This is a genomic window from Gimesia algae (assembly GCF_007746795.1).
Classification (GTDB): Bacteria; Planctomycetota; Planctomycetia; order Planctomycetales; family Planctomycetaceae; genus Gimesia; species Gimesia algae.
Window position 1 is genome coordinate 5,146,562 of record NZ_CP036343.1, and the last position, 20,646, is coordinate 5,167,207.

The window sequence follows — 20,646 nt, forward strand, 5'->3', positions numbered from 1 at the left end:
CTGTGAATTTGATTCTCCTTATCCTGAATGAAATGACTGAACTGCAATGAACACTGATGCTGTATTTCATTTTCTTGGTGTGTGCGTGGTGGTGAGCCCTGCTTTGCTCCTGGCTCTGTTCGGCGTGACCTCATTGATGAATCGGCCAATCGGAGAACGCCTGATGGCACAGGCAACGCAAACCATGGTTATGATCGGGCTGTTTGCATCAATTGCCGTTCTCGGATTGATGCTCTCGCTTGATATTCGGTATGTTCCCATAGAACTCGGTAACTGGGTTGTCATCCCCGAACAGCACTTTCACTTTCATCTGAAATTTATTTTCGATCGATTGTCGATTCCCTTTTGTATCCTGTCATTTGTTCTCTGTGGAACAATTGGCGCATTCGCCAGCCGCTACCTGCATCGAGAACCCGGTTATAACCGCTTCTTCGTCTGTTATGCCATCTTCCTGCTTGGCATGATTGTTTCATCACTGGCGGGAACCATAGAAACGCTTTTTTTTGGTTGGGAACTTGTTGGTTTATCTTCAGCATTACTGGTTGCTTTTTTTCACGAAAGGCTCAATCCAGTCCGCAATGGAATGCGTGTCTGGTCGATTTATCGAATTGCCGATGCCGCATTTTTGATCGCAGCCTTAATGTTGCATCATTTGACCGGTGCTGGTGATTTTGACGGCCTGATGGGAACGGGATCATGGCCGGATGGACATGCCACTATTTCTGAACAACACGCTTTGTTCGTCGGCTTATTATTACTGATTGCCGCAGCCGGAAAATCGGCACTGGTCCCATTTTCCGGTTGGCTTCCTCGCGCCATGGAAGGACCAACACCTTCCAGTGCCGTTTTTTATGGATCGCTTTCCGTCCATCTTGGTGCCTACCTGCTGTTACGGGTCAGTCCCATCCTCGAACTTTCGCTGACATTACGTCTGGCGGTGATCTCACTCGGCTTGATCTCGGCTATTTTTGGAACGCTAATTGGCCGCGTACAGACTGACATCAAAAGTGCGCTCGCCTTTGCTTCTCTCACTCAGGTTGGCATTATCGTAGTCGAAATTGGATGCGGATTGCGATATATCGCACTGATTCATATCATCGGTCATGCCTGTCTGCGAACCTTGCAACTTCTACGAGCGCCTTCGTTATTGCAAGATTATCACACATTGGAAAATGCCATTGGCTCTCATCTTTCCCAAAAGAGACCTTTATGGGTTCGATTTATGCCGAAACGCTACCGGATCATGCTTTACCGATTTGAACTCGAACGCGGCTACCTGGATATACTTATTAATCTCTTAATTGTGCGTCCTTTTATGTCTCTGTTCCGTCTGTGTGATCGTCTGGAACGTCGATGGACCAACTTTCTCTCGGGGGGAGAATCCAGAGAGTCAGATCTGATTAAGCCGCATGCGGAAACTCTGGAGGAATACTTATGATACCCGAACTCCATCTTCCCTGGATGGAATTGTCGATCCTGATCACGCTGCTTGGCGCACTTTGGGTCCGAACGATACATGATCGAGACAAGGCCTACAGGAGTTGCCTCCTGATCTGCGGTCTGGTTTTTCTCACATCCATCTGTGAATGGATTGACTTCGAAAGCCTGCATGCTTTTGAGGCACGAGACCATTTCAATATCTTTAAACTGCTCTTTAATAAAAATATCTTTATCGTGGACGAACTCAGTGCGCCTTTGCTTCCCCTGGCAGCTCTGCTGTATCTGCTTACCGTTCTTTCGACGTTGAAAACCAAGGGACACCGTTTTTCATTCAGCAGTACTCTGCTGTCAGAATCTATTCTGTTAGCCACATTGAGCAGCCGGGAATTATGGGTGATTATCTCGTTACTTTCTGTTGCTACGATACTCCCTTACCTGGAAATCAGAGCCAATAAACGATCGACTCGTGTGTATGTTCTGCATATGGGTCTCTTTATCACTCTATTAGTTGTCGGAGGAGTCCTTTCCAGCTTCGGTGAGGCCGGTGATTTGATTTCACTGATTGCAGGGGCTTTTCTGACGACTGCCGCTCTGCTACGCAGCGGTATCATTCCATTGCACTGCTGGATGACGGATCTCTTTGAGAAGGCAACCTTCGGAACTGCATTACTGTTTGTCGCTCCGATGACGGGAGCCTATGCGGTAGTGAGACTGGTTTTTCCGATCGCCCCAGATTGGGCATTACAGGGCATCGCCCTGGTTTCACTGACAACCGCCGTTTATGCGGCTTGTATGACTCTGGTGCAACGGGAAGCGCGACGATTCTTCTGTTATCTGTTTTTGAGTCACTCGTCACTTGTGCTGGTCGGGTTAGAAATGGCGACTCCCCTGGGGTTAACGGGAGGACTCTGTGTCTGGATTTCCGTCGGAATTTCGCTGGCAGGATTTGCTTTGACATTCCGCTCCATCGAAGCCAGAATCGGTCGAATCTCTCTCGTAGAATACCACGGACTCTATGATCACACTCCCACACTGGCAGCATTATTCCTGGTAACCGGCCTGGCATCAATTGGTTTTCCCGGAACGGTTGGATTCATCGGAACCGAACTACTGATTGAGGGAGCAATTGAAGTTTATCCCCTCGTTGGAACCGCTGTTGTGATTGCCGCCGCGTTAAACAGTATTGCTATTCTGCAGGCCTATTTTCGCGTCTTTACCGGAGCACGGCACACATCCTCCATTTCGCTCCGTGCACGACCTTCAGAACATGTGGCGATTTTAATTCTGGTAGCCCTGATCCTGGGTGGAGGACTGTATCCACAACCAGGAGTCACTTCCAGAAATCATGCCGCCATAGAACTGATTCATCTGCGGGAAACCATTTTCCGTAAATCAGAGATTGATTCAAAGATCAGCGAAATAGATTTACCGGAATCAACACAACCCTTAATCGGTTTACGCCAAGATTTAAGATGATGAAATTCAAATCCACCCTCCCCTTAAGCTGAACCAGTGTTTTTTTCAGGTACGGCAGTACGTGTCACCTTACTGTATTTGCTTGCTTGCGATTCTGGCTACCGGGTTATAAAGTGTTGTGCTGGAAGATATTTTTTATTGATAGCAGAAAGACTGACTGTGCCACAATCAAATATTGCCCGCATTGGAATTGTAACCGTTTCCGACCGCGCCAGCCGTGGCGAGTATGAAGACCGCGGCGGTCCTGCGATCCAGGACTATCTTTCGGAAATTCTGACCAGTGACTGGCTGCCTGTCGCGCGCGTCATTCCCGATGAACTGCAGACGATTACAAAGACTCTGAAAGAACTCTGCGATCAGGAGCAGTGCTGTCTGATAGTGACCACTGGCGGCACCGGCCCGGCGAAGCGGGACATCACCCCCGAAGCAACACTGGCTGTTTCTGAAAAAGAGATGCCGGGCTTTGGAGAATTGATGCGAAAGGTTTCGCTGGAAAAAGTTCCGACCGCGATCTTGTCCCGACAGACGGCTGTCATCAGAGGCGGAACCCTGATCATCAATCTGCCAGGTCAGCCGAAGGCGATTCAGGAATGCCTCGACGCTGTGTTCCCTGCAATACCTTATTGCATTGACCTGTTGGAAGGACCGTTTCTGGAAACAGATGAAGCCCGCTTGAAAGCATTTCGCCCTAAAAAGAAATAAGTGCAATAAAAAACAGAAGCATCCATACGAATGGATGCTTCTGTTTTTATCTTCAAATCTGAGTATCAGAGTTAATTCTGTACTAAATTCTCACTGTCCTCTTCAATCGTTTCCAGTCGAACTGGCTTGATATCAAACTTGGGATTCTGCCCCAGGAATCGAGCCGGATTGTTGTGGAAGACCTCGATCGCATCCTGCACGGAATACCCGCGCGCCCGGTACTGCACGACACACTCCTGCAGCGTGAAAGGATCGCTGGGGCCCCAGTCAGCTGAAGAATTCACCAGAATTCGCTCGTGACCATACATTTCCAGCATGTCGACGGCCCGTTTGGGAGTACACTTGGTAATGGGATACAAAGTAAATCCGACCCAGTAGCCTGCTTCCAGGGGTTCGCGAATGGTGTGTTCTTCGACGTGGTCAATCCAGACCCGTTCAGGATTGACATTCATATGCGACAGCACTTCCAGCGTCCGTTTGGTGCCCCGCACTTTATCCTGCAGGTGGGGTGTATGAATCAGAATCAGCTGATCATACTTGATGGCCTGTTCGACCTGCGCTTCGAAAATTTCTTCTTCATTTTTGGTTGTTTTGTGAAAGCCGATTTCACCCACACCCAGTACCGTCGGTTTCTTATAAAACTCAGGCATATGCTTGAGCACTTCGCGGCTGAGTTCCGGATTCTCTGCTTCTTTGGGGTTCACGGCAACCCAGCAGTAATGCTTGATACCATACTCGGCGGCACGCGTTGGTTCGAATTCGCTGATCTGGTGAAAGTAATCTATAAAGGTTTCCGGGTACAGACGGTCAAAGCCAGCCCAGAATGCGGGTTCCGCAACGGCAACCACGCCGGACATGGCCATGCGTTCGTAGTCCTGGGCTGTACGGGCAATTGCGTGATAATGAGGTTGAATGATTTGCATAATCGTCTCACTGATAAAATCTGATTGAAGCGGGGAGGGAGGAGTTCGGTTCGACTAGTGGTCCATTAATACCTGTCTTAGCAGGTGGCCCCTATCAGGCGAGCACGCCATCGATCGAGCGTACCATTTTAGCCAACGTGCCATTCCAGGTCTGATAAGACTCTAGTCGAGATCTGAGAATAGCAACAGCATCCGCTCTGATCGATTGGGCAGATGGCTCTCCTCTTTCAAAAGGCTGATTGCCTCACTCAGGAGTTCCAACCGGGAATCCTGAAATGCATCTGCCCCCTCTTCATGATCGTGGGCCCGGTCGATGCGATCCAAGGTCGCAGCAAGTTCTACCAAAGCACAACGGGCTTCGAGATATTCTCGATCCAAAACCTGTAAAGCTGTTTGCATCATTTAAACCTTTCGGATTTTTACGTCTGGTGAAGCTCCTTGATGATACACGCGCGTTTTCGACGAATCCTCAGCATCGACCTTCATAAAGCAGGGACAAGCGGATTCGAAAAACGCGTCAAAGAACCCGATTCCGGGCTCAATGAGTCACTCCTTATTATATACCTTACATCGGTACTTCCTACTCCCTCAACTGAATTCAACTTACTTTCCCCGAAAGTGGAAACAAAATTTCAGTATAAATACATCAGTCGTAGTAATTACGGCGAGTAAAAAACTGGATGATACAGGGCTCTTCCGGGTTTCTTCTGAAAACCAGCCTGTTCCAGAAAATGAATCATAAAGGCATCCCGGTTTTCGCCGGTAAAGTCACATGTAAGTCCGTACTGCCAGGCGGGTTCAAAGTCAAAACGGGGATAATATTCCGGATGCCCCAATACGATCACAAACTGCTGACTCCGATTCTGTAGCTCCTGCAAACCTGCTTGCACTAATTGAGACCCGACTCTCTGCTTTTGAAATTCAGGCAAAACAGCCAGGGGTGCCAGCCCCCATCCGTGAATTTCAGAACCGTCTGTATAGTTGATCTCAGCCGGGGTAAACAGAATATGGCCAATTAGTTGATGATCATCACAGATTGCAACCAGGGAAACCTGTTCCGGACATTCCTCTCTCAAGCGGTCCACCAGATTCGCTTCCGCAGGTTGGCCGAAAGCCGCTTCGTGGACCGCTCTGATGGCGGCGCTATCCGATGTTTGTTCAAAGCGAATCTGCATCGTGTTTATTTCTCAGGGGAAGATGTTTTTTGTTGCTGTTTCAGAAATTTTTGCAGATGGATTAACTGCAGTTGCATGTTACTGACATAATCTCCCTGAGTCGGAGCCATAGTCAATGGATTGAGCGTAAATACTGAAATCCCCTGCTCCTGGAGCCTCTTGGTTAGTTCTTGACCAGGCTCCGTTTCGCACAACATTAAGGAAATATTCTGTTGTTCCTGTAAAGACTTGAGCTGCTCCCAGTCCTCCAGGTTCGGTTTTACATTCGATTTCCAGTGCAGTTGATGCATGGTCCAATCACAACGTTTTGCCAGATACTGATACACGGGCCGACGGCAATACCAGTGTAGTCCCGGATATCCTTCCTGAATCTGATCCAGTTGCTGGTTTAACGGTTTCAAAGAGACCTTCAGTTTCTCCAGGTTGGCCCTGATCTCTTTTTCTGATTCCGGATCCAGATTGATCAAGCGTTCTGCAATCGCATCCGCCTGCCTTGCCATCAGACGGGGATCGAGCCAGAAAAAAGCGACCGTGCCCGCATGTGAGTGCGCCCCACCTGTTCCATGGCGATGAACTTCAAAATCAGGGACGGTAATCAAGGCATCTTTGATCGCCAGGGAGGTTCTCAATACTTTGGAGCGAGGCAAGGAGAGTTTTTTGACCCAGTCCGCAAAGTCAGCACCATTCGTGATGATCAGATCCGCCTGCTGAATGGTCTGGATTGTCGCATCCCCTGGTAACCAAATTTCTGGATTCTCATCAGGGGGAACCGGATTCAAAATCTGAAACTCCGGCCCGACCAGTGACTCGATAATAAACTGCAGCGGATAATTGACCACGACCACAAGTCGAGGTCTCTCACCTGTCCCCTGCTGCTGAACCTCATCCGTTTTCGACTGACAGGCGGAAATCATCAACAGGAAGAACAAGCTGAATACTTTTAATACAGGTTGCATCATCGACACCACTAGATAAACCACATTTGCATTAATTGATGAATATACACTCGCAGCACTGCTGTCAGAATTAAAACAACAATCAGACTGGCAGCAAAGATGAAACACAACTCTGTCAACTGCAGTTTCCAGATCGTCGAACGACTACAGCCCAACTGGAACATTGTCTGCCGCTCCCGCTGTCGTAATCTCAGCGACAGAATAAACACCAGTGCCAACAGTAAGCCTACCGAAATCGAAACCAGTAGCGTATTCGCATCGAACAGCTGTTTGACGCGAAAGATCAGTTGTAGTAATTCATTTACGATCTCGACGGGGCGGATCAACTGAATGGCAGACTCTTTTGTATCATACATCCCCAGCAGCAGCACTTCCGATTTCGGATCGTAGGGAACCAGAATCATTGATGTCACAGGAAAGGACTCAATCTCACCATGAAAGTGAAATGACGCCAGATTGTCTTCGGTTACTTCATTGAACTGGGGTACCGCTGCATTTGCGACCGTGCTCTGTCCCTGCTGTTGCAGGACCAGCGCTGTGTCTGTTTTCGCATTGATACTCTGATGACCATGCCCGATACCAGAGATAATCCATTCCGTCTTCAGATCGACAAAAACAGCATCGTCATCGGGGGAATATGCCTGGGCCAACACTCCTACAACTCGCATCTTGAGTGGATAGTTACCTGACAGATCGAAAACGTTTAAGGGATCAGACATCAACCGATCTCCCGGCTTCAGTTGCAGTCTCTCCGCAACGTTGCAACCAATTACGCAATCACCCAGTCGCTGCAGGCTGGTACCCTCTGCAATTTGAAGTTTACGGAACTCAAAGTAATCCAGGGTCGTTCCCACAATCGAAGCGTCTTGCGCAGTAAATCGGACCGCCAGAGGAATGGGCAGGGCGTAACCTGTTTCCTGTATCGTTTCCACTTCCTGCATGGTGGTCGGTTCCAGGTCTGCCTGGTTGAAATACATACTCTGCAACGCCAGGTCGAAGCGACTCCCCTTCATACCAGCCACCAGGGGTGTTGTATTGGCGCGGGCCATCAGATCACGCTCGAACTGTGTCACTCCAAATTGCAGCAGTACCGGCAATAATATCGCCAGCGAGACACATAAAACCAATGTGATCGTCTTAATCCTGTTGTAAAGTAGATAGCGGATTGTCAGTCGGAGAATTCCACTCATGACACTGATGCAACCTCATGAAACTGTTCAATATCGATGGTGCGGTCAAACTGGTCTAACAGACGATCATCGTGCGTCACCATAATCAGCGTAGCATTGGTCCGCGCAGCATGTTCCAGCAGCAAATCACGAATCAAACGCTTGTTCGCAGGATCTAGATTCCCGGTTGGTTCATCGGCTAACAGGATCTCAGGTTGAGGCAATAGTGCCCGACAGATGGCAACCCGCTGGCGTTCTCCTTGTGAGATCTGATCGATTCGACCATTTAAGTATTGATCGATCTGCATGGAAACCGCTAATTCCTGTACACGGTCCTGCACGCTCTGATCCAGCTTCAACGCCTGATTGATGTAGTAGGGAAGCAAAATATTTTCACGTACATTCAGATACTCGATTAACTCAAATTCCTGAAAGACAAAACCGATGTTTGAAATTCGATAAACGCGTCTCTGACTGTCATTGAGTGTTTTCAAATCGACATTACAGGAAATGAGAGTGCCCTGATTCGGAACTAGAATTCCGGAGATTAAATTCAGTAACGTCGTTTTCCCACAGCCACTTGGTCCGATCACTGCGACTTTTTCTCGATCCTTTATTTCCAGTTGAGGAATGCTCAGCTGAAACGGGGATTGCGGATAGCGGAACTGAAGCTGTTGCAGGCGGATCATGGCGAACTCGTATCAGCGGACTGTTTCTCGGGAACCGTCTCCTCGGACTCCATGGGAGCTTCCTCTTTGACTTCACGCAATCTGGTTTTAAAATGCAGACGTTTTTCATCCAGCAGGTCCATACCAGTCAACTTCCAGGAACCCTCAACTGGTTCCAGATAAAAGATGCCTTCATACTGGTTCGTACGCGTATGGATATGCCCCCAATGTTCGACGGTGCCTGCGACGGTCCAGGTTGATTTCACGGCGAAACTGCGTTCATCCTGAGAACCTTTGACTTTCCCCCCCCGTGCAGGCAGGAGTTTGACGGATTCCCAGTTGACGTCAGTCACACGCGAGATCGCGCCCCCCTGCTCCTGCATTTTCAGACTCTGGTTAATCTGTCGATACAGTGTCTCCAGAAAAGATCCCTCGGCACTTTTCGCCAAGGCATCATAAACATCACTGTCAGAGTGATAATCAAACGATCGGTAAATGTTCTTATGCAGCGTTTTGAAGACTGCTTCTGCTTTATCAGTGGAAACCGCAGGCGCGAGATGCAGCGGACTGGCAAAGCTGACCTGAGCCAGGGGCAGGCAGAGCAGACTGACAAAAAACAACACAGCAACAGCAGTCAACGTCCGCTTGTATGAGTGTCCTCGACGCAGCAGACTCAGGCTCATCATGAGACACAACAGAAATCCGAAACCACTCACTACAGGGATCGTCCATATAGGTCGTGGCGGCAGCATGACTGCGACCGGATTTACATCCAGGCTGACTTTCCGTCCCGGGTTTTCCCACTTGAATTCACTGTTCCGCTCTAATTTGGAAAAGACAGGTCTGTAGGACTGATCAAAGGCAAAGCAGACTGATTCCACACTCCAGACGCTGCGATTAAACATATCCCAAGTGACTTTTACCGTATCGGGAGTCCCTTTGGTGCTGTAAGTCAGTATGACTCCTACGCGGGCATTCGCCAGGCTGACCCGCTTTTTCTCTGCTGGTTTGGCAAAGTCAGTGAAATCGAGACCATAAAAGTCGAGCCTGGAGACCACTGGTTTGACAGTAATCCCATCAATCTCAATCGGATTCGCTTTCGCAAAATACTCCTCGATCTTCACGCGGGATGCTTCCTGCTCTGCCACTGATAGAAAGTCCGGATCTTTTTTATCCAGAGTAAAAAATGATTCCAGCGTTGCCAGGGGAATCAGAATTTCGTGGCGTACTTCGAAGTCTTCAATGTACAGAAATGAATAGATCGTCCCGTAGCTGGTAATTCCCAGCGTCTCTTCGCGACGTGCTTTGAGCCACTTCTGCCAGTCTGCCTCAGATGCATCAAGGTCTAGGGGAGGATGATCCCAATTGAAGCGAATCGTCTGCGGATCGCGAGGCTTCATCGCTACGGCATACGGTGTTTCAGAGCCTTCCTGTTTCAGATTGAATCGAACCATCGCCGGAAAACCAGCGTTGGAATCAACCAGTTCCTGGCTGAAAGTCAGAAACTCGGGTGCTTTCTCCAGTGGATATTCCATTTCGAAAACCAGAGTAAACTGCATCAGGTCGCTCATGGCGACCCCTTCTGGCTTCACCGAAGAATCATCGACAGAGACGACCTTCCCCTGCAGTTTCTCTCCATTGATATCCCGGACCAGCAGACGGTCCAGCAGGAACTGTTTATGCTGTTCAATCGCTTTTTTGATTTTCGCCTGAGAAACGATGTTTTCTTCGTCAGGTTCCAGTTTCTGAAAGAAATACAGGTCTTCGACATAGATCTGCATCGAAATCATAACTTTATCTCGAGTCACATACACGTTTTCCTGGCTGTCAGAAATCGGATGCGCATGACTTGCCCTGGGAACAAGTCCACAGATCATCAAAGTCAGACAGAATAGAAAACGTAGCGAAAACCGTTTTTTCGAGCCAGTCAGCCTCTCAAACTCGCAGACTGTGTTGGCAACTCGCATGGTCATATTTGAAATTCGCAGCAGAATGATTGTGAATCAATTAGGAGAGTGTCGATCGGGCAGGCTTTGTTACATTTCTGTACTATTTGATCCTACCGAGACACAGTATAGAATTGCAATCGTGGCCTGCTTATAAGACACTACGAATAAAGAATTCACGATGCTTGAGAAAAAAGGGACTCCGATGGAAGAAAACCAGAAATCAGACCAGCCCGAAGCCAATGAGACACAAGCAGTTAACGCCGAACTGCCCCCGCCGGTTAAAGAACGGCTCCTGAAGCGGACCGCACTCTGGTTTCTGGCAGTACTCCTGGCAGCCTCCGCGATGATTTATCAGCGCGCGACAGGGCCGACATACCCCATGAAGGTTCCGGTAGCGGAAGGTTTCGTCGCCCGACTCATTCGTACTCATGAATCAACGGGAGATGCGACGGTTGAATTGCCCATTCCTCAAGCAGAAGCCAAATCGGCAACAGCCAACCTCTACTATAAACGATATCGTACTGACGACGAATTCACTCCGGTTCCCATGGAAGCAGTCACCTCGGAATCAGGAACCCAACTTGAAGGGGCACTCCCCAAACAGCCTGCAGCGGGTAAGCTGCAGTATTACATCGAAGCAGAAATCGCCGGACAGCCACGTCGCTTTCCAGAACAGGCGGATCAATTTGTTTTGATTCGCTTCAAGGATCCCGTCCCTGATGGCGTACTGATCCCACATGTCACGTTAATGATTTTTTCGATTCTGTTAGGAATGCGCTCCGGTCTGTCTGCTCTGTTCGCTCCCTATAATATGAAACAACTGGCCTGGGCCACACTGTGTGGTATGACGGTGGGAGGCATGATTCTGGGACCAATGGTTCAGAAATATGCCTTCGGCGAATACTGGACCGGGTTCCCTCTCGGGGGAGACTGGACCGACAATAAAATGCTGTTCATGTTCCTGGCCTGGGTCTTTGCCTGTTCGATCATCGGGCTCAACCCGCGGAAGAAAAATACGACCATCGGACGCATCGCCGTCTTCACAGCCACGATCGTCATGACAGTCTGCTATCTGATTCCTCACAGTATGGGTGGCAGCGAACTCGACTACAGCCAGGTCGACAAAGGGATCGACCCAAGCAAAGCCATCGAGACAGGTCGAAAATGAATGCCGCTCAGGTCCATCTGATGACGGTACACGTCCCCATTATCGGCTGCTGGGGACTTTCGATCCTGTTCCTGCTGGCCTGGATCTTCCGCGATGAGCGTCTGTTTAAGATCTGTTGCTGGCTGTTATTGATGGTACTGCTGATCGCAACAGTGGCCTACTTTTCCGGGCCCCTCGCTTACGAAATGCTGGAACAGCAGGTCAAGCTGAATAACGAGACGGTGGAATTCCATGCGTTGCTCGCACGATCCTGCCTGTTAGCGATGGTCGTACTGGCGATGGTCGTAGGAAATGCCTTGGTTCAGGGCTTTCAGGGAGAAAAGATCCCGCGCTGGCAGCGTGCCATCATTCTGGCAGGTACGATTGCCATCGCTGTTTTCTGGAGCGCCGCCGCCCACTGGGGGGGCCTGATTCGACATCCGGAAATCGGCTTTTCCAAACCGGAACCTGCTGCAATCTCTGATCCAACTCCCCCGATGAATCAGCCCTGAGCAGTTTACTTAACAATTTCAGTCCCGATCCCTTTATCGGAATAGATTTCCAGCAGGATCGAATGCGGCAGCCGGGCATCGACGATATGTACCTTGCCGACACCACTGGCAAGTGCTTCCAGAGCGGCATCCACTTTGGGGACCATGCCCGCATCGATCGTGCCATCCGCAATTAGAGTACGGCAGCGTTGCGTCTCCAGATGAGAAACCAGTGTCTCCGGGTCATGCCGATCGAGGAAAATACCAGGTACATCGCTCAGGAACACCAGCTTTTCGGCTTTCAAAATCCGGGCCAGTGCAGCGGCTGCTGTATCTGCGTTGACATTCAGCTTCTGACCGGTCGCATCCAGGGCAACCGAGGGAATGACTGGAATCGCATCAGACTGGCAGATTTCCGCCAGCAGTCCCTGATCAACGTCTGTCACATATCCGACATGACCGAGATCGACGGCAGAGCCATCTGCTGCCTGCAGGGTCAGTTGCTCTCCTCGCAAGCAGTTCCGTGTGCCAAAATGCAGGGCTTCCGCTTTGGCACCCTGTGACTGGATTTCCTGCACCAGCGAGGCACTGATCTGATTGGCCAGAACATCGGTAGCAATTTCCAGTGTCTGCTCGTCAGTATAACGGCGTCCGTTGACAAAACGAGGTTCGATCCCCGCAGAGTTCATCGCCTGGCTGATTGCTTTTCCGCCCCCATGTACCAGAATCGGGTGCATACCTACCGTACGCATGAAGATCACATCCGTCAGGAAGCTTTTGACAGCTGCCTCTTCTTCCAGTGCACTACCCCCGAGTTTGATCACGACATAACGACCACGAAAACGGCGAATCCAGCTTAACGCTTCGATCAACACAGCTGCTTTACGAACGGCACCTTCCACAATAAACCTTTCATCCTTCCGGACACATCAACATTTCCAGATTTATACCCTGATACAAGCAGGCTATTGTAAGTGTCTTGAAGTCACTGTCAAACCAGTAGCTGCAAGGGGATGAGTCCCGAGCCTGCTGAACAGATCAGTCCAGTAGATATCATCTTTTTTCACTGGAATTATAATTTTTGTCTCAACTTCAACTGCAATCATCTTAAATCCAGGTTTCTACCGTTTTTCTGATGACCAAACTGGCATAATCGAACTTGAATCGAATGCCAGTCAGGCTTCACAATCGGACTGATCAATACGGCCCCGCCAAGTAGAGAGAATGGCACGACAGTCCGGTTCGGCAATTTTGCACCGACACACACCTGATACAAGCCATCTCTTCAGAAGCCTTGAAATGGTGTGTGGTCGTTCTAAGGAATTCCCCGATACATAACTCTACAGAACGAGAGTGTTTTCGCTCACCAGACTGCATTGCCTGTCAACAACTCAGAGACCCCCCAAGACCGAGACGGAGAAACAACGTTGGCCCACTCACACTTGCCGATTCAACACCTGATGAAACAAATGGAAAATTTTGCTTCCGAACCATCTAACCTTAACTGTCGTCCCTCATGGATCAATGACTTTGTCGATGAGATCGCCGATATTTTTAATCCTTTTGACGAAGTCGGCCGTGTCGGCTTCGACTGTCAGTTCACAGAAGAATGCTGGGAAGTGGGCCTGTTTCTCGGCAGCACAGAAATTGTAGGAGGTCAGCGGGATGGACAATTCATCGCCGCCAGCTTCCAGTTTGATTTATTGCAACTCCTGGATCGTTTCGAGTCGGTCAACCGGTTCCACTTTAATTTTCTGGAACAGTCCGATTCATCCACGATCAGTGATACCTCATCTGCCTACATCACGATTGAAGGTCATCTGGCTGACCTGGAGATCGTGCGTCTGAATGTCTATGCCACACCCCCAGAAGAGGCAGGCCCCGGATTCCGCAAATCACATGATGGTAAAATCGATACCGTCTGAGGTTCGAAACCAGGGTACAGGACTGCTATCACGACAGAGAAAAAAGAAACATCATTGCGACGCGATCAGCTACGATTCATGAGTTTTGAATCGTAGCTGTTTTTTTATTCAACCGGTTCGAAAGCTTTTTCCTCTGCCACCTTCCCGTCGCGCAGTCGGAGAATAAAATCCGTATCCCGGATATAGCGTTCATCGTGAGTAACAATCACGACAGTCGTTTTGTACTCTGCACTCATCTCACGCAGACAATCAAAGATTTCCCGCCCGGTTTTTGTATCGAGTTCCCCGGTCGGTTCATCCGCCAGAATCAAAAGCGGACGTTTTAACAGCGCGCGGGCAATCGCAACCCGCTGCTGCTCTCCCCCCGAGAGCTGACTGGGACGATGCGTGATCCGATTACCGAGTCCCACCTGCTGCAGTAAAGCCTCGGCGCGTAGTCTCTGATCTGCCGTCACCCCCTGAGGCAGATAGGGGGCCAGTACATTTTCCAGCGCATTCAGGTTTTTCAGCAGATTGAAATTCTGAAAAACAAATCCAACTTTTTCCCGGCGGTAGACATCCCGTTCATTCTGGCTGAGCGTTGAGAGGGATCGGTTCTGTACGAATATTTCTCCTGCAGAAGGCGTATCCAGGGCTCCCATCAGGTACAGCAAAGTACTCTTGCCGCTACCTGATGGACCAAGAATAAACGAAAACTGCTGCCCGGGAAACTGACAACTTACTCCCTGTAATGCGTGCACTTCGGTTTCACCACTCTGATGGATCTTCTTCACATTTCGAACTTCAATCATTCCACATACACTTTCAGAATTCAGAATTAAATCCATCGCAGAAAAGAAGCAGTATCAGCCTCGACGAATGGCATCGATGGGCGTCATGCGGGTCGTCCAGATCGCTGGATACAGCCCTCCCAGGACTCCCAGCAAAGTACTGAAGACCACACCAAACAACAGTAATCCCGGGCTGGCATACAGATGCACCTGGCTGGCAAACTTCCAGTTAACCCCTGCGATGGCAATTAACCCGAGGATGCCTCCCAGGACACCGCCCAAGACACCCAACAGAGAACTTTCCGCCGTGATCAAAAGCATCACATCCCGGTTCGACCAGCCATTCGCTTTCAGGATTCCAAAGTCCACAACCCGCTCCATCACGCTCATCAGCATCGTGTTAATGATACTCAGCATCGCAATTAGAACGCCGATTCCCGTCATCAGCCCCAGAAAAATATCCAGATCCGCAGTAAACGTATCCAGGCGTTCGCCCCAGTCGGAAGCAGAGCGGACTTCCAACGCACTTTCAGCAGAGTCAGAATCCGTTTTACCTGTTTTCAGATCTGCGATCTTTGGTTTCGAAATGTGGGCCTCCGCTTTTTTGTCAGTGAGATCTTTGTCCCTGGGATTTCCTTTTAACGTCTCGTCAATTGCCGTCATAACGTCTTTGAGGATATTGGTATTTGATGAACTGGCCAAAGCCAGGGAAGACGGCTGCCAGGAAGCCAGTTCGCGGCCTCGAAACCGATCCTTTATTTCCTGGACCAGCTTATCGTTGGCGACTTCACCTGACTGTTCGATATAGAAGCAACTTACGCTTTCGGAATCGAATCGAGTGATTTCGCGGACCACTTTAATATCCAGAATAATGGCGACATCCAACAGGATCGAACCCGTTTCATAAAGCCCGACAATGTCCATCGTCTGACCATTCACTTCAATCTGGTCACCAATCTGCTTGTGATGCTGTTCGGCAATCTGTTGACTGATGACCGTATTTAATGTTCCGCGATCTTCCAGAGTCAGAAATCGTCCTTCGTAGATGGCTTCACGGTAAATTCCATGCTTCAACTCTAAACGGGTGGGCAGGTCGGTCCCAAACAGAAAGCGGGGCGGACTGATCACAGGTTTCCCTTCAATCAGATTCACCCGGGACCAGATTTCCGGGTTTACAATCGACACCCCGGGCACTTCTTTGATCTCAGTTCCCCAATCACGCGGAATACGTGAGAACAACGGGATGGGCGCGCCGGGTTGCATAGCCAGGATACCTGATATTTTTCCAAATGTTTGAGAAACCGTCTTTTCCAGTCCCCCTGCAATGGAAAACAACCCCACCATTCCGGCGATCGCAATCGTTAAACCCATTAAACACAAAAAAGAGCGAACCGATCGGCTCAGAAGATTTTTAATCGCAAATTTTAACATTGAAGCTGTTTTCCAGTGAGTTAATTCAATTCAGCCTGTGCAGGGTAGTGGCATTCTACGCAGATCAGATCCATCAATGAATCATTTTGATTCGTATTCTTATAATAAAAGCACTGTTTATAAGCAGTTATAGACTGAGCTAACTTGAAAACCAGTGAATTTCAAACGTAGAATGCTCCCAGCTGAGCATCTCTCAGGAAAGCATTCAACGGGCGAATGCGCCATGCAGTATGGCGAGCTCTCTCGATCAATATTAGACGCCTGGTACATCAAACGAATTTCGAACCTATGAGCAAACGAGACTATTACGATATTCTAGAGGTTTCCCGCAGCGCGACCGCTGACGAAATTAAGAAAGCGTACCGCAAACTGTCGCGCAAATACCATCCGGATATGGCACCGGATGATAAATCAGCGGACCAGAAATTTAAAGAAGTTCAGGAAGCCTACGAAGTTTTACGCGACGAAAAAAAACGGAAACAATACGACCAGTTCGGTCATTCATTTCAGCAGGCAGGCCCGGGTGGAGGTGGTTATTATCAGTCTGCCGGCGGTGCGGGACCAAATGACTTTGAAGATATCTTCGGCGGTGGCGGCATTGATCTGGGTGATTTATTCGGTGGTGCGTTTCGTGGAGGCGGATCCAGGCGCGCGCAACCCCGTCCACAAAAAGGGGAATCGAAACGCCTCTCCCTCGATATTCCTTTCCATCTGGCAGCCGTTGGGGGAGAACATGAGATCAGCCTGCAGAAATGGGGCGTTTCCGAGCGACTGACTGTGAAAATCCCTGCTGGCGTCGACAGTGGTTCTGTCATTCGTCTGAGTGGTCAGGGAAACCCCGGTATTAATGGCGGGCCGGCTGGGGATTTACTGCTGACGATCAAAGTTGGTGCACACCCGTATTTCAAACGTGACGGGAGCAATCTGTTACTCGAAGTCCCCATTACACTCACCGAGGCAGCACTGGGCGCCAAAGTCGATGTCCCCACTTTGACCGAAGGAGAAGTGACCGTCACGATTCCTCCCGGTACCTCCAGCGGCAGTAAATTACGATTAAGAGGAAAAGGGATCATCGATCAGAAGACCAGACAGACCGGCGATCAGATTTGTGCCATCAAAATAATCGCTCCCAAAACACTCAGCGATCAGGCAAAAGCCCTGTATGAACAACTCAAAGATTTACAACAGGAATCACCCCGATCGAAAGCATGGTGAATTTGATGCCACTGAAGCTGCCCTCAATTTCCAGTCAATGGATCATCCGTCTGTTCCTGTACTGCGCGTTCTCGTTCGCATTATGCCTGACAGACCAATCTGTAACAGCTCAGGATCAGGAAGCAGGTTCGACTACCAGTCAACCAACTCAACAATCTGGCGTGGAACTTCCCGGCGATCCGGCAGCCGAAAAAACGGAGACTGATTCTGAAGAACTCAAGCAAGACGAACGCCCGAAAGAACTGGGTGTCATGATCTTAATTGTCTGGCTGCTGGCTGGTGCAGGCATCGGGATCCTGATCTTTACTTCGCTGTTCGGTCATTCGGTACGCAGTATGATTCGCCGACCTTATCCGAACCATATGTATCCCCCCAAAAAAGAAAAGCCTGAGCCACCAGTGGAAACCAGTACGGAAGCAGAAACAGGCGACGAAAAACCAGAATCATGACCGGTTCCCCAAACGATCCCCGGCGACAGAACTCTTCCATCAAACCATTTGGATTTCCGAGTGAACACCGTATCCGCAGCCAGCAGGATTTCGATGCGATCTATGCTGCAAAACAGCGAGCTGGCGATCAGAACCTCTTACTGTTTGCGATCCGAAATGATCTCCCGCAAACCAGACTGGGACTGAGTGTCTCAAAAAAGAATGGCAATGCCATTAAACGGGCGCGAAAGAAACGGCTGCTCCGCGAGGCATTTCGCCTGATCCGATCTCAATTGCCCGCGGGACTCGATCTGATTGCCATTCCCCGTGCAGATCAGGATGGTGATCTCAAAGGATACCAGAAGTCCCTCAAATATCTCTCACAGAAGCTGAAACGTCGTCTGGAGCAACAGTCTGGCTGATGAAACAGATCGCCCTGCAAATCGGCCGCATGTTGTATCAGCTTCCCGCCAGGATACTGATCGGCCTGGTTCGTATCTACCAGATGACACTCAGTCATCTGATAGGCAGACAGTGCCGGTTCCATCCGACTTGCAGTGAATACTTCATTCAGGCGGTAAAAAAATATGGCGCAATCAGAGGATCCTGCAAAGGCATCCTGCGGATCTGCCGCTGCCACCCTTTTCACCCTGGCGGTTACGACCCACCCTGAAATCACATTAATAAACTTTGCGGGGTGTAATCAGAATGGGAGTATCCTGTTCGACTTTATTGGTTACAGGCTGCTTTTCAATCTGAAATCGTTCGTGACTGATTTTTCGAAGTGGGACTGACTGGTCCTGTGAAATCATCGAAGGCACTGTCAGTTCCCGGGGATGATTGAACTCCGGCTGTTCAGAAATGATGTCTGGTGCAGAGATCGGGGTGGCTGGTTTAAATTCAAATTTACGAACCTGTTGCTGCTGCTGAGCCGGTTTCGCATAAGGCCATATTTCCAGCTGATCTTCGGGAGTAGAAAACTCTTCAACAGACAGTGGCTCACGAATAGCAGAAACCCTCCAGGAATTATTGAAATTAGTTGCTTCACCAGGAGGGGGAAGTTGCGGCAACTGCTGAGTCTTCACATCCGGTTGGGGCTGTAGCTTCTGGGGAGGGGCAGGCAATGCGGGAGTTCGTTTGACCGGTTCCGGCTGCAGCACCTCTTCTGGCATCTCAGTCGCTTCAAAAACAGGTTCTGAATTGATACACGAAAGGTCTCCACAGAAGCTTTCTTCTTCGATCACTTCGACATGGCTGCCGGACACTTTTCGCACCCAGTCCGGCGTCTTCACATGTGATTTCATTCTGGAATAGAAACCCTTGACTTTTCCATTTATCTGGTTCACTTTATTCGACATGGAAGAGGAAACCGTTGAATAGTGAGGTACCAGTCCCAGATATTTTTGAGCCGGCTCTTCCGGTTCATCATCAAACATGGACTTAAAATATTCAGAATCGTCAATGGATTCTTCATCGGAGACCTTCCGAATGGAAAACCGCTTCTGGTTAGATGTCTGCTCTGACCCCGGTGGAATCAGGCTTGGAGGAGCGGCAGGTGGAAAGTTGTCTTCAAGTGGAGCAGGAGCCGGTTCCAGTTGATAGTTGCCCCGGCTCTGGTATCGGGGGGGCATTGTTTCCATCTGCTCCTGATACTCTGGACTGGGACGGGAGGCCTGTTGATAGACCTTCTGTTGAACATACTGGCAGCCAGCTAACCCCGATATGGAAAACATGCATAGTGACAATGAGATCGTTTTCGAATAGGGTCGTAACATCTTGAACTCCTCTTTCCGTGTCTGACAGACAGTGCCGATTTTGAAAAAACCACTTCCCAAATTTGACAAGCTCTTAAAATGTGGTATGGCACACGCAATAAAAATCGGTTAAATCTGCCGTTTTCGCGTATCTGAAAGTACGTAATCAGTTAGAATAGACTAAAGAGCCATCCGTTTATTCTCGCTAAAACGATTTCTCATAAATGCAAGTGTCGTAATTGATAAAGCTATTATTTGAGATCTAACGATCGTATTATCTGTAAGCGGATTCACAGTACGGAACACCACTAAAATAACGATATTAGCGGCTGAATCAGTTCCAGCGATGTGTTAAGCTTCAGGGGTTATGCCTGCCATCGGTCAATACATCCGCTATTGATCGATGGCAGGCAGGATGGATTTCAGGAATAGGTAACGTCAAATGTAAAACCGATCTCTGAAGTAACTGCAGTAGATGGATATAATAAAACCAAGGAGTGACCCCATGATTGATTTGAAAAAAATTCTTGTACCAACCGACTTCAGTGAATTCGGACAGCAGGCCCTGCTCTACGGATGTGAACTCGCCAACCGATTTGACGCCGAATTACACTTACTGAATGTCGTTCAGGATGCCGTCGCCATGTTCCCGGAACCGAATATGATGGGAACATCGATGAATGATCTGGTAGCAGACATGCAGGGTCTGGCTCAGAAACAGCTGGAAGAAATGCCCGGTCTGCCTGGCACTGAAAACCTGAAAGTCGTACGTAAAGTTTGTGTCGGTCCCGCCTTTCTGGAAATCATCCGCTATGCCAAAAAAGCAGATATCGACCTGATTGTCATCGGTACACACGGCCGAACCGGCCTCAAACATATGTTGCTGGGAAGTGTTGCTGAAAAAGTGGTCCGCAAAGCCCCCTGCCCGGTACTGACGGTTTCTCACCCCGAGCGGGAATTTGTAATGCCGACTTAAATAATCTGCTGCATCTCACTATAATTCATTGAGTTAACATCACTGGAAATT

Annotated in this window: 22 protein-coding genes; 11 read left to right on the forward strand and 11 right to left on the reverse strand. The window is 49.2% G+C overall.

Annotated elements, in window-relative coordinates:
• Positions 1 to 46: 46 nt before the first annotated feature.
• The 3 genes from Pan161_RS19095 (at position 47) to mog (ending at position 3,618) form a co-directional block, all read left to right on the forward strand.
• Positions 47 to 1,438 (forward strand): proton-conducting transporter transmembrane domain-containing protein, encoded by a 1,392-nt coding sequence (locus tag Pan161_RS19095; RefSeq protein WP_145229838.1) that lies wholly within the window; start codon positions 47 to 49, stop codon positions 1,436 to 1,438.
• Positions 1,435 to 2,916 (forward strand): proton-conducting transporter transmembrane domain-containing protein, encoded by a 1,482-nt coding sequence (locus tag Pan161_RS19100; RefSeq protein WP_145229840.1) that lies wholly within the window; start codon positions 1,435 to 1,437, stop codon positions 2,914 to 2,916. Before Pan161_RS19095 ends, Pan161_RS19100 begins: the two co-directional genes overlap by 4 nt.
• 159 nt (positions 2,917 to 3,075) lie before the next feature.
• Positions 3,076 to 3,618, forward strand: coding sequence for a molybdopterin adenylyltransferase (mog, locus tag Pan161_RS19105; protein WP_145229842.1), 543 nt, complete (start codon positions 3,076 to 3,078; stop codon positions 3,616 to 3,618).
• A gap of 71 nt (positions 3,619 to 3,689) precedes the next feature.
• On the opposite strand, the gene Pan161_RS19110 is transcribed toward mog, so the two are convergent.
• The 7 genes from Pan161_RS19110 to Pan161_RS19140 all read right to left on the reverse strand — a co-directional run bounded on the left by Pan161_RS19110 (position 3,690) and on the right by Pan161_RS19140 (position 10,317).
• A complete protein-coding gene (locus Pan161_RS19110) occupies positions 3,690 to 4,541 on the reverse strand; it encodes a TatD family hydrolase (protein ID WP_145229844.1) in 852 nt (283 codons plus the stop codon).
• Between the two features lie 162 nt (positions 4,542 to 4,703).
• Positions 4,704 to 4,943: a hypothetical protein gene (locus tag Pan161_RS19115; RefSeq protein WP_145229846.1), complete on the reverse strand. Its 240-nt coding sequence runs from the start codon at positions 4,941 to 4,943 to the stop codon at positions 4,704 to 4,706.
• A gap of 257 nt (positions 4,944 to 5,200) precedes the next feature.
• Positions 5,201 to 5,716 (reverse strand): GNAT family N-acetyltransferase, encoded by a 516-nt coding sequence (locus Pan161_RS19120; RefSeq protein WP_145229848.1) that lies wholly within the window; start codon positions 5,714 to 5,716, stop codon positions 5,201 to 5,203.
• A 5-nt stretch (positions 5,717 to 5,721) separates the two neighbouring features.
• The gene (locus Pan161_RS19125) at positions 5,722 to 6,675 is read right to left on the reverse strand and encodes a metal ABC transporter substrate-binding protein (RefSeq protein ID WP_145229850.1); all 954 of its coding nucleotides are present in this window, start codon (positions 6,673 to 6,675) and stop codon (positions 5,722 to 5,724) included.
• An 8-nt stretch (positions 6,676 to 6,683) separates the two neighbouring features.
• Positions 6,684 to 7,862, reverse strand: a complete 1,179-nt coding sequence (locus Pan161_RS19130; protein ID WP_145229852.1) for an ABC transporter permease — start codon at positions 7,860 to 7,862, stop codon at positions 6,684 to 6,686.
• Positions 7,859 to 8,530, reverse strand: a complete 672-nt coding sequence (locus tag Pan161_RS19135) for an ABC transporter ATP-binding protein (RefSeq protein WP_145229854.1) — start codon at positions 8,528 to 8,530, stop codon at positions 7,859 to 7,861. The genes Pan161_RS19130 and Pan161_RS19135 overlap by 4 nt, the downstream gene beginning before the upstream one ends.
• Positions 8,527 to 10,317, reverse strand: a complete 1,791-nt coding sequence (locus Pan161_RS19140) for a hypothetical protein (protein ID WP_145229857.1) — start codon at positions 10,315 to 10,317, stop codon at positions 8,527 to 8,529. The genes Pan161_RS19135 and Pan161_RS19140 overlap by 4 nt, the downstream gene beginning before the upstream one ends.
• Before the next feature lie 319 nt (positions 10,318 to 10,636).
• On the opposite strand from Pan161_RS19140, the gene Pan161_RS19145 reads away from it, so the two are divergent.
• Complete coding sequence (locus Pan161_RS19145) at positions 10,637 to 11,626, forward strand: hypothetical protein (RefSeq protein WP_145229859.1); 990 nt, start codon at positions 10,637 to 10,639, stop codon at positions 11,624 to 11,626.
• Positions 11,623 to 12,117, forward strand: coding sequence for a hypothetical protein (locus Pan161_RS19150; RefSeq protein ID WP_145229861.1), 495 nt, complete (start codon positions 11,623 to 11,625; stop codon positions 12,115 to 12,117). Before Pan161_RS19145 ends, Pan161_RS19150 begins: the two co-directional genes overlap by 4 nt.
• A 5-nt stretch (positions 12,118 to 12,122) precedes the next feature.
• On the opposite strand, the gene argB is transcribed toward Pan161_RS19150, so the two are convergent.
• On the reverse strand, positions 12,123 to 12,998 hold the full coding sequence (gene argB, locus Pan161_RS19155; protein ID WP_145229863.1) for an acetylglutamate kinase: 876 nt from the start codon (positions 12,996 to 12,998) through the stop codon (positions 12,123 to 12,125).
• Between the two features lie 567 nt (positions 12,999 to 13,565).
• Here argB and Pan161_RS19160 point away from each other — a divergent pair.
• Positions 13,566 to 14,021, forward strand: a complete 456-nt coding sequence (locus Pan161_RS19160) for a hypothetical protein (RefSeq protein ID WP_232103313.1) — start codon at positions 13,566 to 13,568, stop codon at positions 14,019 to 14,021.
• A 104-nt stretch (positions 14,022 to 14,125) separates the two neighbouring features.
• Here Pan161_RS19160 and Pan161_RS19165 read toward each other — a convergent pair whose 3' ends face one another.
• Complete coding sequence (locus Pan161_RS19165; protein WP_145229867.1) at positions 14,126 to 14,812, reverse strand: ABC transporter ATP-binding protein; 687 nt, start codon at positions 14,810 to 14,812, stop codon at positions 14,126 to 14,128.
• Positions 14,813 to 14,866: 54 nt separating this feature from the next.
• Entirely contained in the window at positions 14,867 to 16,222 is a 1,356-nt protein-coding gene (locus Pan161_RS19170; RefSeq protein ID WP_145229869.1) for an ABC transporter permease, read from the reverse strand.
• A gap of 288 nt (positions 16,223 to 16,510) precedes the next feature.
• Between Pan161_RS19170 and Pan161_RS19175 the strand changes: the two genes are divergently transcribed.
• Genes Pan161_RS19175 through yidD form a run of 4 tightly spaced genes read left to right on the forward strand, consistent with a single transcriptional unit; the run spans position 16,511 to position 18,538 of the window.
• Positions 16,511 to 17,437 (forward strand): DnaJ C-terminal domain-containing protein, encoded by a 927-nt coding sequence (locus tag Pan161_RS19175; RefSeq protein ID WP_145229871.1) that lies wholly within the window; start codon positions 16,511 to 16,513, stop codon positions 17,435 to 17,437.
• 5 nt (positions 17,438 to 17,442) lie between these two features.
• Complete coding sequence (locus tag Pan161_RS19180; RefSeq protein ID WP_145229873.1) at positions 17,443 to 17,886, forward strand: hypothetical protein; 444 nt, start codon at positions 17,443 to 17,445, stop codon at positions 17,884 to 17,886.
• Entirely contained in the window at positions 17,883 to 18,287 is a 405-nt protein-coding gene (gene rnpA, locus Pan161_RS19185; protein WP_145229875.1) for a ribonuclease P protein component, read from the forward strand. The genes Pan161_RS19180 and rnpA overlap by 4 nt, the downstream gene beginning before the upstream one ends.
• On the forward strand, positions 18,287 to 18,538 hold the full coding sequence (gene yidD, locus Pan161_RS19190) for a membrane protein insertion efficiency factor YidD (RefSeq protein ID WP_145229877.1): 252 nt from the start codon (positions 18,287 to 18,289) through the stop codon (positions 18,536 to 18,538). Before rnpA ends, yidD begins: the two co-directional genes overlap by 1 nt.
• Positions 18,539 to 18,545: 7 nt before the next feature.
• Here yidD and Pan161_RS19195 read toward each other — a convergent pair whose 3' ends face one another.
• A complete protein-coding gene (locus Pan161_RS19195) occupies positions 18,546 to 19,640 on the reverse strand; it encodes a hypothetical protein (RefSeq protein WP_145229879.1) in 1,095 nt (364 codons plus the stop codon).
• A 484-nt stretch (positions 19,641 to 20,124) separates the two neighbouring features.
• Here Pan161_RS19195 and Pan161_RS19200 point away from each other — a divergent pair, with 484 nt between their 5' ends.
• Positions 20,125 to 20,595 carry a universal stress protein gene (locus tag Pan161_RS19200; protein WP_197995413.1) on the forward strand — a complete coding sequence of 157 codons (471 nt, stop codon included), beginning with the start codon at positions 20,125 to 20,127 and terminating at the stop codon, positions 20,593 to 20,595.
• Positions 20,596 to 20,646 lie beyond the last annotated feature (51 nt).

Coding starts and splice junctions, on each gene's coding strand:
- Pan161_RS19170 (WP_145229869.1), bottom strand. CDS start 16,222: ATGTTAAAATTTGCGATTAAAAATCTTCTGAGCCGATCGGTTCGCTCT.
- yidD (WP_145229877.1), top strand. CDS start 18,287: ATGAAACAGATCGCCCTGCAAATCGGCCGCATGTTGTATCAGCTTCCC.
- Pan161_RS19150 (WP_145229861.1), top strand. CDS start 11,623: ATGAATGCCGCTCAGGTCCATCTGATGACGGTACACGTCCCCATTATC.
- Pan161_RS19165 (WP_145229867.1), bottom strand. CDS start 14,812: ATGATTGAAGTTCGAAATGTGAAGAAGATCCATCAGAGTGGTGAAACC.
- Pan161_RS19115 (WP_145229846.1), bottom strand. CDS start 4,943: ATGATGCAAACAGCTTTACAGGTTTTGGATCGAGAATATCTCGAAGCC.
- Pan161_RS19175 (WP_145229871.1), top strand. CDS start 16,511: ATGAGCAAACGAGACTATTACGATATTCTAGAGGTTTCCCGCAGCGCG.
- Pan161_RS19195 (WP_145229879.1), bottom strand. CDS start 19,640: ATGTTACGACCCTATTCGAAAACGATCTCATTGTCACTATGCATGTTT.
- Pan161_RS19110 (WP_145229844.1), bottom strand. CDS start 4,541: ATGCAAATCATTCAACCTCATTATCACGCAATTGCCCGTACAGCCCAG.
- Pan161_RS19200 (WP_197995413.1), top strand. CDS start 20,125: ATGATTGATTTGAAAAAAATTCTTGTACCAACCGACTTCAGTGAATTC.
- Pan161_RS19145 (WP_145229859.1), top strand. CDS start 10,637: ATGCTTGAGAAAAAAGGGACTCCGATGGAAGAAAACCAGAAATCAGAC.
- Pan161_RS19095 (WP_145229838.1), top strand. CDS start 47: ATGAACACTGATGCTGTATTTCATTTTCTTGGTGTGTGCGTGGTGGTG.
- Pan161_RS19130 (WP_145229852.1), bottom strand. CDS start 7,862: ATGAGTGGAATTCTCCGACTGACAATCCGCTATCTACTTTACAACAGG.
- Pan161_RS19125 (WP_145229850.1), bottom strand. CDS start 6,675: ATGATGCAACCTGTATTAAAAGTATTCAGCTTGTTCTTCCTGTTGATG.
- Pan161_RS19135 (WP_145229854.1), bottom strand. CDS start 8,530: ATGATCCGCCTGCAACAGCTTCAGTTCCGCTATCCGCAATCCCCGTTT.
- Pan161_RS19160 (WP_232103313.1), top strand. CDS start 13,566: ATGGAAAATTTTGCTTCCGAACCATCTAACCTTAACTGTCGTCCCTCA.
- Pan161_RS19120 (WP_145229848.1), bottom strand. CDS start 5,716: ATGCAGATTCGCTTTGAACAAACATCGGATAGCGCCGCCATCAGAGCG.
- Pan161_RS19100 (WP_145229840.1), top strand. CDS start 1,435: ATGATACCCGAACTCCATCTTCCCTGGATGGAATTGTCGATCCTGATC.
- rnpA (WP_145229875.1), top strand. CDS start 17,883: ATGACCGGTTCCCCAAACGATCCCCGGCGACAGAACTCTTCCATCAAA.
- Pan161_RS19180 (WP_145229873.1), top strand. CDS start 17,443: ATGCCACTGAAGCTGCCCTCAATTTCCAGTCAATGGATCATCCGTCTG.